15 protein-coding genes are annotated in these 15622 nt (G+C 36.3%); 5 read left to right on the plus strand and 10 right to left on the minus strand.

The features are described 5' to 3' along the window. Together K6D58_RS00200 and K6D58_RS00205 are read left to right on the plus strand one after the other, a co-directional pair. The coding region (locus K6D58_RS00200) for an ABC transporter substrate-binding protein (protein WP_296826329.1) at positions 1–1156 on the plus strand (1156 nt) is incomplete at its 5' end. A 59-nt stretch (positions 1157–1215) separates the two neighbouring features. Then, positions 1216–1683, plus strand: coding sequence for a GNAT family N-acetyltransferase (locus K6D58_RS00205; RefSeq protein WP_296826331.1), 468 nt, complete (start codon positions 1216–1218; stop codon positions 1681–1683). A gap of 6 nt (positions 1684–1689) precedes the next feature. On the opposite strand, the gene K6D58_RS00210 is transcribed toward K6D58_RS00205, so the two are convergent. The 6 genes from K6D58_RS00210 to K6D58_RS00235 are packed head-to-tail and all read right to left on the minus strand — an operon-like array spanning position 1690 to position 6587. Next, positions 1690–2526 carry a phosphohydrolase gene (locus K6D58_RS00210; RefSeq protein WP_296826333.1) on the minus strand — a complete coding sequence of 279 codons (837 nt, stop codon included), beginning with the start codon at positions 2524–2526 and terminating at the stop codon, positions 1690–1692. Positions 2527–2564: 38 nt separating this feature from the next. Then, positions 2565–3200, minus strand: coding sequence for a phosphate signaling complex protein PhoU (gene phoU, locus K6D58_RS00215; RefSeq protein ID WP_296826335.1), 636 nt, complete (start codon positions 3198–3200; stop codon positions 2565–2567). Between the two features lie 24 nt (positions 3201–3224). Next, entirely contained in the window at positions 3225–3977 is a 753-nt protein-coding gene (pstB, locus tag K6D58_RS00220) for a phosphate ABC transporter ATP-binding protein PstB (RefSeq protein ID WP_296826337.1), read from the minus strand. 60 nt (positions 3978–4037) lie between these two features. Further along, positions 4038–4844, minus strand: coding sequence for a phosphate ABC transporter permease PstA (pstA, locus tag K6D58_RS00225; RefSeq protein ID WP_296826339.1), 807 nt, complete (start codon positions 4842–4844; stop codon positions 4038–4040). Continuing rightward, positions 4841–5650, minus strand: coding sequence for a phosphate ABC transporter permease subunit PstC (pstC, locus tag K6D58_RS00230; RefSeq protein ID WP_486389741.1), 810 nt, complete (start codon positions 5648–5650; stop codon positions 4841–4843). The genes pstA and pstC overlap by 4 nt, the downstream gene beginning before the upstream one ends. 40 nt (positions 5651–5690) lie before the next feature. Continuing rightward, positions 5691–6587, minus strand: a complete 897-nt coding sequence (locus tag K6D58_RS00235) for a substrate-binding domain-containing protein (protein ID WP_296826343.1) — start codon at positions 6585–6587, stop codon at positions 5691–5693. A 236-nt stretch (positions 6588–6823) separates the two neighbouring features. On the opposite strand from K6D58_RS00235, the gene K6D58_RS00240 reads away from it, so the two are divergent. Genes K6D58_RS00240 through K6D58_RS00250 form a run of 3 tightly spaced genes read left to right on the plus strand, consistent with a single transcriptional unit; the run spans position 6824 to position 10423 of the window. Beyond that, on the plus strand, positions 6824–7342 hold the full coding sequence (locus K6D58_RS00240) for an RNA polymerase sigma factor (RefSeq protein WP_296826345.1): 519 nt from the start codon (positions 6824–6826) through the stop codon (positions 7340–7342). Then, positions 7339–8097, plus strand: coding sequence for a hypothetical protein (locus K6D58_RS00245; protein ID WP_296826347.1), 759 nt, complete (start codon positions 7339–7341; stop codon positions 8095–8097). The genes K6D58_RS00240 and K6D58_RS00245 overlap by 4 nt, the downstream gene beginning before the upstream one ends. Positions 8098–8131: 34 nt before the next feature. After that, positions 8132–10423 (plus strand): caspase family protein, encoded by a 2292-nt coding sequence (locus tag K6D58_RS00250; RefSeq protein ID WP_296826349.1) that lies wholly within the window; start codon positions 8132–8134, stop codon positions 10421–10423. A gap of 39 nt (positions 10424–10462) precedes the next feature. Here K6D58_RS00250 and K6D58_RS00255 read toward each other — a convergent pair whose 3' ends face one another. The 4 genes from K6D58_RS00255 to K6D58_RS00270 all read right to left on the minus strand — a co-directional run bounded on the left by K6D58_RS00255 (position 10463) and on the right by K6D58_RS00270 (position 15488). Further along, positions 10463–12112, minus strand: a complete 1650-nt coding sequence (locus tag K6D58_RS00255) for a Na/Pi cotransporter family protein (RefSeq protein ID WP_296826351.1) — start codon at positions 12110–12112, stop codon at positions 10463–10465. A gap of 63 nt (positions 12113–12175) precedes the next feature. After that, a complete protein-coding gene (locus K6D58_RS00260; protein WP_296826353.1) occupies positions 12176–13516 on the minus strand; it encodes a sensor histidine kinase in 1341 nt (446 codons plus the stop codon). After that, complete coding sequence (locus K6D58_RS00265) at positions 13513–14181, minus strand: winged helix-turn-helix domain-containing protein (RefSeq protein ID WP_296826355.1); 669 nt, start codon at positions 14179–14181, stop codon at positions 13513–13515. Before K6D58_RS00265 ends, K6D58_RS00260 begins: the two co-directional genes overlap by 4 nt. 455 nt (positions 14182–14636) lie before the next feature. Next, positions 14637–15488, minus strand: coding sequence for an SMP-30/gluconolactonase/LRE family protein (locus tag K6D58_RS00270; RefSeq protein ID WP_296826357.1), 852 nt, complete (start codon positions 15486–15488; stop codon positions 14637–14639). Positions 15489–15622: the final 134 nt, after the last annotated feature.

Here is a 15622-nt window from a genome sequence, read left to right on the forward strand (position 1 = left end):
GGAATGTAATATAACTTTTTCCTGGTGGGGTAAGGAAGACAGATGTAAGTATACTCTGGAAGGTATCAGTGATTTTGAAAAAAAACATCCTGCAATAAAAGTCGAACCCTCTTATACTTCATGGAATGAATATGAAAAAACTTTTCAGGAGAAACTTGATTCCGGTCAATGTGCAGATGTAATGCTTATTAATTTTGACTGGCTTTACAAATATTCAGCTGATGGAAAATCCTTTTATAATCTTAATGAACTTTCTGACTATATTGATCTTTATAATTTTACCCTTGATGATTTATCCTTTGGAACAATAGAAGGAAAGCTTAATGCCATTCCTGTTGCCTTTAATACTGCTATCCCTGTTTTTGATATGGATGTTCTGGAAAAGTATTCACTAAAAATTCCATCAACCTGGGACGAACTATTTGAAATGGCTGCAGAACTTAAAAAGCATGATATGTATGTTTTTACAATCAGCAAGCGGCATTTATTTTTTCTTACCCTTGCATGGTTTGAACAGACTTATTCCCAGAGAATTTTTAATGATGACGGAAGTCTTAATATAGGCAGGGATGAACTAATCATAATCCTTGATTTTGTAAAGAAACTTGATGATGAAAATGTTATCTATTCTCTTAATGACGGTATTCAGCTAAATGGTTTAAGGGAAAATAAAATTGCAGGCTCAGTTTTATGGTGCAATGAAACTTCGGTATTTATAAAGGAAGTAAGCGAACTTGGAGGCAGGCCTGTTCTTGGTGATTTTATTACAAAGCCAGATTCAGTTGAATCCGGATGGTATTTAAAACCTGCATCCATGTATGCAATAAAAAAGGACTGTAAGTATCCACGGCAGGCTGCAATGCTTGTGGACTATCTTCTTAATGACAGGGATTTTGCCCTTATGCAGAAAAATGATAAAGGTGTTCCTGTAAGCAATAAAGCTTTTACGGCTCTTATGGAAGAAAAAAAACTTGAATCCATGCAGTATACTGCCCTTATGAAAATACGTTTTAATTCTGCAAATATAAATAAAATGCTTCCCTTTATGGATGACAACAGTCTTATCCTTTCTTTTAGTGATAATGCATACGCTTATGTAACAGGAAGAAAATCTTCTGCTGATGCTGCAAGTGAACTTCTTGAAGTTGCAAGGTAAATAGTTGTTTTGTATTATGTATTTTGTAAAAATTCAATTTAATAAAGGAAAGAATTAATATGGTAGAAATTGTAAAAGCTTGTGTTGATGATATAAATGATTTTATGAAAGTGCGTCTTGAAATGCTCAGGATTGTAAATTCAATGAAAGATGAGGAAGACTTTTCTCCCCAGCTCATTTCTGCTTCCAGGGAATATTTTTTAAATGGAAATCATACCACAGTTTTTGCAAAGGATGATAAGAAAATAATAGGGTGTGCTTCTGTAAGTTATATAACTATTATGCCCACATATGATCATCCTTCCGGAAAACGAGCTCATCTGATGAATGTTTATACGAATAAAAACTACAGGCGTCAGGGGATTGCAAAAAGTATGCTTAAGCTTTTAATTGATGAAACTGTAAAAAAGGGTTGCAGCGAAATTACACTTGATGCTACAGAAGAAGGATTCCCTCTTTATCTTGCCCTGGGATTCAAGGAAAACAAAGAGGGAATGGTTATGAATGTTAAGGATTATAAAATCTAAAATTTTTTAGAGATATTTTTTTAATTCAGCTCCGTCAACACCTGCGTAAAGTTCTACCAGAGATTTTGCCGGGCTGCAGTTAATCTTCTGCAGAAGGACTTCTTCTATCTGAAAAAATCCTACGTCAGCACTCATGTTTACTTCTATCCTGACAGGTTTTTCCTGTCCGGGTATAATCTGAACTTTTTCTATTGAGTTTGCAGAATACTTGTGTATGTCTCCAACAGATGGAGTTCTGTTAAGTTCCATTGGAATTCTGGCCCTTCCTTTTGTCATGTCACAGCCATCTGCTATAAGGATAATGCCGGCCTCTATGGAATGAATTCTTCTGGTTCCCATGTGCCCGATTATTCCTTCAAGGGCAAGGGAACGAATTACAACTTTTCTTTTAAGGTCTTTTTCTTCCGGAAGAACTTTATTAAGTATTCTGTTGATGATTTCAAAAGCAATTATTCCTGAATAAAGTTCGTGGTCCTGTCTTCCTAAAGTCATTCCAAAGTCATGCATAAAAGAGGCAATTATTACTGCAGAAACGCTGTCCAGAAAAGTTCCTGTCTGTTCTTTTTCAAGGGAAGTCTGGATTCCTGCTTCGTGAAGTATCTTAAGCATCTTAAGGGAATTTCTGCACACAGTCCTCATGTGAACAGGTCCGTGATCATTAAAGCCAAGCCTTACAATAGAAACTGTATTAGCATAATCCTGAATGTGCTGTATTTCTTCATCGTTTACCAGAATTTCCATAATCTGTAGGGGAAGCTGGTCTCCTGATGGATCCAGGTTTACTATTTGTTTTGTAATGGTTAAAAGTTTGTCATTAATGTTTATTTCTTTTGGTGATTTCATTCTTATTATTATAACTTATAATCTGTAAAAAATCATTCTTACTTATGTTTGCCTGTAAGTGCAAATATTACCCATTCAGCAATATTTACTGCATGGTCTCCAATACGTTCGATATATTTAGCTATGAGTAAATAATCAAGTATTGTTTCTCCTTCATTTGTTTCCCTGATTTTTTGTACCAGATCTTTTTTGATTCCATGGTAAAGATTATCGATTATGTCATCATGACAGATAACATTTTTTGCCTTGTCATAATCCTTGTTTATATAGGAGTCAATTGCTTCGTGGAGCATACTGATTATTTCAGTTGACATTTCCGTAATCTCTTTCATTTTTCCATATTTACAGTCAGGTACGTTTGATACGAGATCTGCTATGTCTACAGCGTGGTCACCTATGCGTTCCATATCTGTAATCATCTTTAAGGCTGCTGTGATAAGCCTCAGGTCTGTTGCCATAGGCTGCTGCTGAAGAAGAAGTTTAAGGCATTGTGATTCTATATCCCTTTCCATTTCGTTTATTTTTTCATCATTAGCGGCGACCTGACTTGCTGCATCTTTATCTCTTCCCATTAAGGCAAGCATGGAACTTTCAATGGCAATTTCAATTATTTTGCCCATATTGATGATTGAAATATTCAACTTGTTTAGTTCTTCGTCAAAACGTGTTCTCATTTTAATACCTCTTTAATATTGTAATCATCCGAATCTGCCGGTAATATAATCTTCTGTTTTTTTGTTTGAAGGCCGGCTGAATATTTCTTCTGTTTTACCGCTTTCGATTATTTCTCCCAGAAGAAAAAATACTGTCCTGTCACTTATTCTGACTGCCTGCTGCATATTGTGTGTTACAATTACAATCGTATATTTTTCTTTAAGCTCAAGAACGCTGTCTTCAATCTTTGAAGTAGAAATAGGATCAAGGGCAGAAGTTGGTTCATCCATTAAAAGTATGTCAGGCTGAACTGCAAGGGCTCTTGCTATACAAAGTCTCTGCTGCTGACCTCCGCTTAACTCAAGGGCTGACTTTTTAAGGTTGTCCTTAAATTCATCCCAGATTGCTGCATCCCTGAGACAGTTTTCTATAATCTGGTCCAGTTCACTGCGTTTTTTTATTCCGTGGGTTCTAGGTCCGTAAGCGATATTATCATATATGCTCATAGGAAAAGGATTTGGTTTTTGAAAAACCATGCCTACATTTTTTCTAAGCAGGTTAACATCAGTATTTTTGTTTAATATGTTTTTTCCGTTGATGATAATCTGACCCTGGATTTTACAGCCGGCGACCATATCATTCATTCTGTTAATTGATTTGAGCAGGGTTGATTTACCACAGCCGCTGGGACCGATGAAGGCTGTAATTTCTTTTTCAGGTATATTCAGATTAATGTTTTTTAAAGCCTGAAAATCTGAATAATACAAATTAAGGTCTTTTATTTCTATCTTATTCATATCTAAACTCTATGTTCTTTAAGTAATGTTTGTAAAAAGATTGTGTAAATTCCCTGTAAATTATTTACTTATTTTTCTGGCAATGATACCTGTAATAAAGTTTACGACTGTTACCATAACTAAAAGTACAACAGCAGTTGCAAAAGCCTGACTGGTATGAAGTCCTTCACCACTGAGAACATACATGTGGATTGCAAGAGTTCTTCCGCTTCCAAAAATACTGGCCGGTATCTGTGCAACAGTTCCTGCAGTATAGATAAGTGCTGCGCTTTCTGAAATTATACGGCCGGTGCTCAAAATGATTCCGCTGAGAATTCCTGGTACTGCTGATGGAAGTACTATTTTAAAAACTGTTCGGAGTCTTCCCGCTCCAAGTCCAAAGCTTCCTTCCCTGTAAATGTCCGGTACATCAAGAAGGGCTTCTTCTGTTGTCCTCATTATTGTAGGTAAAACCATGATAGCCAGAGTCATACTTCCTGCAAGAATTGAATAGCCCCATTTGAAGGTACTTACAAAAAGTATCATTCCGAATAAACCATAGATAATCGAAGGAATACCTGTAAGGGTTTCTGCTGTAAGTCTTACAATCTTTACAAAACGGTTTCCCCTGGAACTGTATTCAACAAGATAAATCGCGGCTCCAATTCCCAGAGGACTTGCTATGCCTAAGGCAATTACTGTTATGGTAAGTGTATTTACGAGAGCCGGAATTACTGAACAGTTTTGGCTGGTGTATTTGGGGCTGAAAAGAGCCGTATTCATATTTGGAATTCCTTCTATAAGGATGTAGCCTGTAAGAATTATAAGAATGGCGGCCGTAATCGCAGCACACAGATATACACTTAGTCTTAATATTCGTGATTTCATAATTTTCCCCGGTTTCTGATCAGATTAAAAGAAAGATTAATCAGCAGTATGAATACAAAAAGTACGACACCTGTTGCTATAAGGGCATCCCTGTGAAGTTCAGCAGCGTATCCCATTTCTATTACGATATTGCTGGTTAAAGTTCTGATTCCCTTTGTAAGTCCCTTTGGCATTCGTGCCTGGTTTCCTGCCACCATAACAACAGCCATGGTTTCTCCAATCGCACGTCCTGTTCCGAGAATTATTCCTGCAAAGATTCCGTTTTTTGCTGCCGGAAGCAGGGTAAAAAAGACTGCGTTTTCATGACTTGCTCCCAGTGCTCTTGCTCCTTCATAGTAGGAAGCTGGAACTGCATTAAGGGCACTTTCGGAAACAGAAATAATTACCGGAAGTATCATTATGCCCAGAAGAACAATTGCACATAACATTGAACTTCCGCTGCCTCCTGATATATCCCTGATAAGGGGAACAAGTGTCATAAGACCAAAAAATCCGTATACAACACTTGGGATTCCTGCCATAAGATCAACAGCAGGTTTTATGATTTTATGTAGTTTAGGGGGACAGAATTTTGCGAGGAAAACTGCTGTCATCAAACCTACAGGGCCTCCAATAAGTACAGCACCTGCAGTTACATAAATGCTTCCAAGTATCATAGGAAGTATGCCGTAAAGATCATTTCCAGGTTTCCATTTTTTTCCGCTTATAAACTCTGTAAGTCCGATTTTGTTCATTGCCGGAATACCATTTGTAAACAGAAAGAAACAGATAAGAATAACCGCCAGTATCGAAAAACCAGCGGTCATCAGGAAAATAATCTTGAAAATATTTTCCTTTGCTTTCATTTTATTTGATTATCTGATTCCATTTTGTAGTGTCACCTGTAAAGATTTCCTCTACCTGTGTTTTGTTTAATCCGTCAACTGTATTCTTTTTGTTTACGATTACTGCAATTCCATCTATGGCAATTGTAATTTCCCTTACACCCTTTGCCTTTTCTGAAGCTTTTAAGCTGCGGCTTGCCATTCCAATATCACAGGTTCCATCTATTGCACTGGTAACTCCTGTAGTTGAATCAGAAGTCTGAAGTTCAATACTGGCATTTGGATTTACAACTTTATAGGCTTCGATAAGTTTTTCCATAACAGGTGAAACAGAAGAAGAACCTGATACTACAACTTTTCCTGAGGCCTTACTTGTTGTGTAGTTTTTACTTGTTGCAAGGCGGATGCATTTATTTGCTGCAATTACATCCTGTCCGTCAGAACTGAGAATGTAGTTGAGAAAGTCTTCTGCTGCCGAAGACAACTCTTCTTTAACTGCAATGTTGAATGGTCTGCAGATTTCATAGCTTCCTTTTTGAATGTTTTCAACACTTGCTTCTGCTCCATTAATTTTAAGGGCTTTAACGCTGTCATTAAGGGAACCTAAGGAAACATAGCCGATTGAAGAAGGATCACCTGCAACTGTAGTAAGCATTACTGCTGTTGAGTTTGTTATCATTGCCTCTTCGCTTGTGTAATCTACTTTTTTACCGTCTTCTCCTTTCTTTTCGATACCAAAAATTTCGATAAAGGCACCCCTTGTACCTGAACCTTCTTCCCTGCTTAATACATTGATGCTTGTGTTTTTGTTGAAAGCTGATGACTTTGAATTGCATCCTGCAAAAGAAAGTACTGCTGCTGAACAGATTAAAACTGTCATTGTTTTAAGGCCGATAACCTTTCCGAAAAGCTTTTTCATTTTTTTTCTCCTTATCAGTCTCTAAACTGATTACACAGGTAATTTAATGAGCTCCTGTTAAAGAAAAAAAAAGATTTTGTAATGCTTTTGTAAATTCCTGAGAAAAATGGCTCTATTTGACATAAAAGTAATAAAAATATTAAACTTATTTTAAGAAATCTTAATTTCCTTAAAAAAAAAGTAACACTTTGCTCTTCTTTATGTGTCCTATTAAATGACGGAGTTATTTTGAAAAGATGAAAGCTTTGACAAAGGATGATTTTGCCGGGTTATACAGAAAATATGCCCCTATGGTTTTAAGACGCTGCCGTTCAATCCTTAAGGATGAAGATCAGGCTCTTGATGCCATGCAGGATGTTTTTCTGAGAATCATGGACAATTCCAGCTCTATAAAAAATGTCTGCGCAAGCCTTTTTTATGTAACAGCAACCAGGGTCTGCCTGAATAAAATCAGGTCAGAAAAATTAAGGCAGGCAGTTGATTTTGATGAAATTGCAGAGTCAATGGCAGATGATTTTTCAGATGTAGAAAAAGATAAAATTGAAGCTTCTATGATTCTGGAAAGTATTTTTGCCGGAAGGGATTCCAGGGATTCCCTTATAGCTACCCTGCATTTTGTAGATGGTTATACTCTGGAAGAAACAGCCAGTCAGCTTGAAATGTCGGTTTCGGGAGTCCGTAAAAGGATATCTGAACTTAGAAAATATTCAATCAAAATAATGAGCAGGACACAAAACTCAAAGGAGTGCATATGATTCCACAGTTACTTTTAGAAGAAATACTTCTTGGTGAAAAAAACGAAAAAGACTATTACCAGCTTTATGGAAAAGATGAACTTACAAAAGCTCTTGATCAGCTTAGAGAATCAGATGAAGAAATAATCAAAACTTATCCTGTTGATCTTGCAGAGGATAAATATTTTAAGGCTCTTCTTAAAAAGAGAACAACATCAAGAGCCGGAAAAACAGTTTATACTCTTGTAAAATTTTCTGCTGCTGCAATTCTTGTACTGGCCTTTGCTTTTCCTGTTTTATTGAAGGGAAAGGAACATACAGTACCTGTATCTGATGGTATAAGGATTAAGGGAAACGGTTCAAATAAAATCAGGCTTTACTGTCAGGAAGGTAAGGATGTTGTTCAGTTAAAAAATGGGGAGCTGGCAGAAGAAAATGATTTGATTCAGATTACATATGTACCAGGACTTTACGACTACGGAATTATTTTTAGTGTTGATGGTAATGGTAATATTACAAGACATTTCCCTGAACAGGGATGGGAGGCTGCTAAACTTGAAAAAACAGGTGAAGAAGTTCCACTGCCGTTTTCTTATTCACTTGATAATGCTCCAGACTACGAGTGTTTTATTTTTGCAGCATCAAATAAAAGCTTCAATCTTTCTGATATAGAAAATATAGAAAAAGATACTTTGACACTGAGTTATCTGGAGAAGGCTTCTTATCTACCGGAAGGATGTTCTTCTGCAGTGTTTACTCTCAGGAAAAATAATTAAACAAAAAGGAGAAATTGTTATGAGGAGAATAAAGATGTTTACAGAAAAAACAATTTTAATGAATATGCTTCTGCTTTTATCAGCAGCTTTTATTTCTGCACTTGAAGTAGAACGCTATGCAATTTTTGCCGGCTGTAATAATGCAGGAAAAGATCATGAAAAACTTATGTACGCTGCAACTGATGCAATGGCTTTTCAGAAAACAATGTCAGAAATCGGAGGTGTTTCCAAGGCAAACGGAATACTTCTTCTTGAACCAGGAAAAGATGATCTTGATCAGGCCATGGACGATATTTCCCATAAAATTCTGAATAACAAAAATAAAGCCAGCCGTACTGAATTTATTTTTTATTATTCAGGTCATTCAGATGAGGATTCCCTTCTTCTTGGTAAGGAAACTTATTCCTATTCTCAGCTTAAGGCTGCAATCAGCAGTGTTCCAAGTGACGTTCATGTTGTTATTCTTGATTCCTGCTATTCCGGAAACTTTATCCGCACAAAGGGTGGACAGAGACAGAAGCCTTTCCTTGTAGATGATTCATCTGTTGTAAAAGGACATGCTTATTTATCATCAAGTTCCTCACAGGAATTTTCCCAGGAGTCTGATGAAATCGGCTCTTCTTTCTTTACCAGTGCCATGCTTACAGGTCTTAGAGGTGCTGCAGACAGTTCAGGAGATAAGAGGGTAACCCTTAATGAACTTTATTCCTATGCCTTTAACGAAACTCTTTACAAGACAGAAAAATCTTCAGCAGGACCTCAGCATCCTAATTATAATATTACTCTTGTAGGTTCAGGAGATCTGGTTCTTTCTGATATTTCTTCTTCTGATTGTGTAGTTCGTATTGCTTCTGATGTTAAGGGAAGGGTTATAATCCGCAACACAGAAGGCAAGCTTATCTCAGAAATCAATAAGCTTCAGTCTTCTCCGGTTTATCTTGCCCTTGAAGAAGATACATACAATGTTGTTGTAATCAGTGATTCAAATACAAAACAGGGAAAGTTTACTTTGACTTCTGGTAAGGTTTATGATTTAAAGTCATCTAATCTTAATTCTACAAATCTTGAAGTTACAAGACTTAGAGGTGGAGATTCTTCTTCTGATGGTGGTGAAGATTCAGATGATGAAGATGAAGAAGATAAGGAAGTAGATCTTGCCTGGATGCCTCTGGATTTTTCTTTTGTGATGAATGAATTTTCATCTCTCCTTCATAAAGATATTTATACTAACTGTTCTGTAGGTCTTTTTAATACCAGTGCTTATGAAGTAAAGGGTGTAATGACAAGTGCCGGTATAAGCTCTGCAGAAATTATTAAAGGTGTTCAGCTTTCTGCCTTAATCAGTTATGCAAAAGAAGTTCACGGTATTCAGGGAGCAGAAATATTTAATGCAGCACATGATATTCACGGTATTCAGGCTGCGGGAATATTTAATTCAGCTCATGATATTCACGGTATTCAGGCATCTGGTGTATTTAATTTTTCACATGATGTTAATGGTATCCAGGCTTCAGGTATCTTTAATAACAGCCGTAATTTTTCAGGCCTTCAGACAGCAGGTATTTTTAATAAAGCAGATGATTTTCAAGGATTACAGACAGCAGGAATCTTTAATACATCTGATGATTTTTCAGGACTTCAGGCTGCAGGTATAGTTAACAATGCTGGTGCATTAAATGGTTTTCAGGCATCTGGTGTTCTTAATTTTGCTGACAGTATTACAGGTCTTCAGGCAGCAGGAGTTCTTAACGTTACTGATTATCTTTCACAAAATGGTGTACAGATTGGTCTTATTAACTATGCAAAGGAATCAGATGGTTTTCAGCTGGGACTTCTTAATATCTCCCGTAACGGTTTACTGGAATATGAACTTGCCCTTACTTCCAACTTAAACTTAAGGCATTCAATTACATCAGGTAACAGTAATCTTTATTGTGTTCTTGGATACAGTACTCCGGTGGTATGGTATGCCAGCCCATGGATTGAAGAAGATGAATACTACGGCGTTTATTTTGGTATAGGTTCAAGATATAGCATAGGAAAATTTGATTTTGATTTTGAAGTTGCAGGAAATCAGGTTTTCTTTGGAAAAAAACTTGATCCTGAAGATTCCGATTCTGACAATGGCTATTATCCATCTTTAAGACTTGCTGCAGGATATAAGCCTGTAGATAAAGTAAAGATTGTTACAGGCTTTATTCTTTCTGCTGCCTTTAATGATGATAAGCTGGCCCTTGAAGAAATGGATTCAAATATTTTAATTAAAAGGAAAAATGCTGTATTCCTTCCTGAATTTGAATTAGGTTTATCTTATTCATTTAATTAAAAAAAATAGTCCGCTGTTTTTATGCAGCGGACTTTCTTTTTATAAAGCCTGAATTATTGCCCAGATACAGTCGCCGGAACGTTCAATTTTACGTACCATATCGATGTATCTGAGTTCTTTTTTAACATCTGCTCCGCTTTCAATTCTTTTGCGGCTGGCTTTCTTAAGAGTGTGTTTGTTTTCATTAATTTTTTCTTCAAGAATCTGACCGTTTTTCTTTTCTTTTTCGTTAATGCCCATTGTAAAGTAGGTACATGCCTGTTCAAAAAAGATACGGAGAAGTTCAAGATAATCCGTGATTTCTTTTGTTCTTTCATCCTTAAGGTCGTAGCTTTTATTTGTTATATATTTTTTTGCTGTATGCATTAAGGAACAGGTTTCATCACTGAGGTTTTCAAGAGCATCGGTAATGTGAATAAGTTTAGTAAAGTGATGCCTGTCTGAAGAATTTGCATTAGGAAGTCTTGAACATTTTTGAAGGAAGTCACTGATACCTGCATTCATCTCGTCAATATAATTTTCTATTTGGTTGACATTTTCCTTTGCTTCTTCAGATATCTGAGGATTAAAGAAGGAATTACAGATTGCATCAAACATTTCCATGACTTTTGCAGCCATTTTACTTACTTCTGCATGAATCTGATAGATATAAAGATCTGCGCTCATTCTTGAATAAGGCATAATTGCAGGCATATGATAATGAGCATCTTTTTCTTTATCTGATTCAGGAACAAATCTTCTCGCAATGTCAGCTATCTGTTTTACAAAAGGAATAAATAATAATGTGGCACAAAGATTAAAAATTGTATGAAGCATTGCAATATGAATTGTTATGTTTTCTGCAGGAACTTCAGGAACAATAAAATCAATAAGTGTCAGGAAAGGCTTAAAGATAAGAAGGGCTATTACTGTACCTGATACGTTAAAGGCAACGTGAACAAAAGCTGTTCTTTTGGCATTTGTAGTTGCACCAAAACTTGACATTACGGCATCTATTGTAGAACCGATATTACTTCCAAGAACTATTGCTGCACTTAATTCCCAGCTTAAAGTTCCGTTAGCGGCCATGGTAAGTACGATGGCTGTCATGGCTGAGCTTGAGTGAATTAAGGCTGTAATTATTGCACCGATTAAGATACCAAGAAGAATTCCGCCTATTCCAAAACTGGAAATAGCAGTAAAAATCCTTGCAGCTGCCGGACCCAGCGTAAGACTTTCTTTTAAAAGTCCAAGCCCCATAAAGAGAAGGGCAAAGCCCATAAAACAGTCTGCAAAATTATGTATCTTAGTTTTTTTGAAGTATTTAAGAATGTAGCCTAAGCCAAAAAGGGGAATTGCTGCAGCAGAAATTGAAAAGTTAAAGCCAAAAAAAGAAACTATCCAGGCTGTTACCGTAGTACCGATATTTGCACCAAAAATAACACCAATTGCCTGTTCCAGTGAAAGGATTTCGGCATTTACAAAACTTACTACCATTACGGTAGTTGCACCTGAACTTTGTATCAGGGCCGTTACGCCTATACCCGTTAGAACTGCATAAAAACGATTTTCCGTTATCTTGGCCACAAGTTTTTGCAGCCCGCTGCCTGCTCCTTTCTGAATACCGTCAGAAAGCATGTTCATTCCAAAAAGCAGGAGACAGAGGGAACCTGCAAATCCTAGTAATTGACCTGTTATATTAAGAATCATACTTAAACTATATGTCAATTTAGAAGCTAAAAAAACATAAGTTATGTAAAATCTTTGTAAATTTTATATCTGAAAAATTACTGTAAAAGTACTGCCTTTTGATGGTTCGCTGTTTACAAGAATGCTGGCATCATGATATTTTGCAGCATGTTTTACGATTGAAAGCCCCAGACCTGTTCCTCCGTTCTGTTTTGAACGGCTCTTATCAATTCTGTAGAAACGTTCAAAAATACGGTCTTTTTCGTCTGCCGGAATACCTATTCCTGTATCTTTTACCGTAAGAATGACTCTTCCCCTTACATTTTCATTTTCAGAAAGCATGTTCAGTATGTTTATAGTGACGCTTCCATTTTCTTTATTGTATTTAATTGCGTTGTCTACAAGATTATAGACCATTTCGTAAATTACAGGCTGAACACCATTTATAAGCCCTGAATCTCCTGTCAGGTTTATGGAAACACCTTTTTTTTGTGCTTCTGCATCAAGAACGTGCATTACATCCCTTGCTATTGTTCTAAGGCTGAGAGCTTCTTTTTCAAGACTGATTGATTTTTCGTCCAGCTTTGACAGTTTTATAATATCATTTACAAGAGTAATCATTCTCTGACTTTCACTATAAATTGTAGATGCAAAATCCATGGTAGTCTGTTTGTCCGTATCACCGGATTTTAAGATTTCTGCAAATCCACTGATGCTGGTAAGAGGTGTTTTTAGTTCATGGCTGACATTTGCACTGAACTGCTGTCTCAGTTCTTCCCTTTGAGTCTTTTCATAGTTTTCTTCTGCGATTCTTTTTGTAAAAGGAGTAAGTTCTTCGTAAACTTCTGATTCTTCAGGATTTTCCAGATCTATAAGGTTAAGGGGGTCAGTTACCTTTTTACTTATGAAAGAAGCTGAAAGTGCAGAGATTATTATTGCTATTACAAACATAAGAAGAAGTGTCTGGCTCATTCCCAGAAGAAGTACCCATATGGAATGCTGGTTGCAGCTGATTCTGAGAACATTTCCGTTTTTAAGTTCCCTTGCGTAGTAAAGTGTTTTTTCGGTCATTGTGGAAGAAAAGCGGGAAACTGTTGAAGCCCCTTTTTCCAAAGCTTCCATAAATTCCTGTCTTGTACCGTGGTTTTCCATACTGGCAGAGTCAACTGTATTATCAAAATAAACGGAGCCGTCTGGGTGAATCAGGGTAATTCTGTTTGAAGTTTGTAGTGAAGAAAGTTCAGTAAACTGATCATTAAGCGCATAGTTTTCAAGGAATATGCTTTCTGTTTTAAGTTCAGAAAAAATCTGTTCTTCAAAATATTTGTACATGTTGGAAATAAAAAGAAGGGCACAGATAAAATAAATAAGGGTTCCGACTAAAAAAGTATTTATAAAGATTCTGAAGGTTAATGATTTTTTCATATAAATTTATATCCCACTCCACGTATTGTTTCTATGTTTTTTTCATATTCCCCAAGTTTCTGCCTTAAGGTTCGTATATGAACGTCAACGGTTCTGCTTTCTACGTCTGACGAAAGCTCCCAGATGGATTCCATAAGCTGCTCTCTTGTCAGTACATTTCCACGGTTTTTCATAAGCAGGAGGAGAAGGTCAAATTCTTTTACAGTGAGGAAAATCTGACGGTCTCCGGCATATACGGAATGCTGGTTTTCGTCTATTGTTATTCCACTGTATTGAAGTTTTTCTTTTTTAGCCTTATTTTTATCATATCGGCGGAGGACAGCCTTTATTCTGGATACAAGATTCATCATTCCAAAAGGCTTTGTGATGTAGTCATCTGCCCCAGAGTCCAGTCCTGTAACAACATCATATTCAGTATCTTTGGCTGTAAGCATGATGACCGGAATTGCTGTAGTTTTGCTGCTGGAACGGATTTTTTTCAGAATTGAAATTCCGTCTTCTTCAGGAAGCATTATATCAAGAAGTATAAGTTGAGGAAGAGCTTTTTCTATAGCTTCCCAGAAATGTGAAGGCCGTTCAAAACCTTCAGTTTCATATCCCTGACTCTGTAAAGAGTAACTTATAAGTTTTCTGATGCTTTCATCATCTTCTAATATATAGATCATACTTAATTTATAGACTCTTTCTGTAAAAAAGCAATGAACTGAATGTTAAGTTTAGGTAAAATAATCCATAACATTCAGTTCATGCCTGTCCTTTATATTTCTCTATCCAGCATAAGTATTTCGCTTTTTTCGTCAGCCTTACTCCTATGTTGGGTTTCTTCCATTATACAGGAAATTGCTGATGATTAAACAATCAGCCTTTAATTGCCTTCATTTCAAGAAAAGCTGCTGTATTTTCTGCCCAGCTGTACTTTCTATTACCTTGATACAGATGGAAGTACACCAATAACTATTAATTCTGAAGATATAAATAACATTTCAACAGATACAGTTATTTATGCAACAACTGTTTCAACAGGAGACTGAGAAAGTTGATTTTATAAAATAATGAATACTTATTCATTAAGGACTTATTAAGATGGGGGCCTGCTGCTGATTATTGCAGCAGGTCTTTTTTATATTTTAAGGTAATTGTTTTCTTGGCCCCTGGCATTTACTTTACATGTAAAAAGACAGCCATCGTGTTTTCCCCTTAAATCTTTACCGGAACTTGTTATAAAAAGTGTATCCATGTTTTTGCCATAAAAACAGCAGGAACTTACATTTTCTGCATCAACATGGACAGTAGAAATAAGGGAGCCGTCTTTTGTACTTCTTTCTTCTATTTTGTGTCCTCCCCAGATTGCAACCCAGAGATTGTCATCTGTATCAATGCACATTCCGTCAGACACTCCTTCCTTTACTTCAAATAAAACTTTTCTTCCGGATATGCTGCCGTCTTTAAGATTGTAGTCATATTCAAAAACAGCGTGCTCAAGGGAGTCAGAAAAATAAAATTTATTTGCAGCTTTATTCCAGGCAAGACCATTTGAAATTTTTGTATCAGCCTGCATGCAGTTAACCTTTCCCTGATTAAGACAGAATAAATTACCGCTTGCTTCGTGAATGCCGTCATCTACAGAGGAACCAAACCAGAGTCTTCCAGCGGGATCACTTTTTGCATCATTTGATCTCTGATAACTTTTGTAATAGGGAGTAAGGTCAAGAAGCTTTTCTTTTGTATTATCTGATAAAAGATAAAGCCCGTCACTGCCTGCAATTAAATATTGACCTTTCTTTTCCGTAGCCATGGCAGCACCGATTGGCTTATTAAAGTTGAAATGTTTTTTATTTCCATTTTCGTCCATGATATAAAAAAGACCTTCCGTTATATCAACCCAGGATAATAATTTTGTACGTGGATCATAAAAAGGAGATTCTCCAAGCTGGTATTTTTCTTCTGATAATAATTCTGCTATGTATTTCATAATGTCTTTAGTTTAACACAAACTTAAATATTTTTTGAGAATGATTTTCAAAATTTGTCAGCTGAGATTTTTTTTCATTTTTCTTTCTTGACCATTTGAATAGAGAGTAATATGGTCTTTTTACTCTAGTAGTT

Source organism: Treponema sp. (genome assembly GCF_024696245.1).
GTDB lineage: Bacteria > Spirochaetota > Spirochaetia > Treponematales > Treponemataceae > Treponema_D.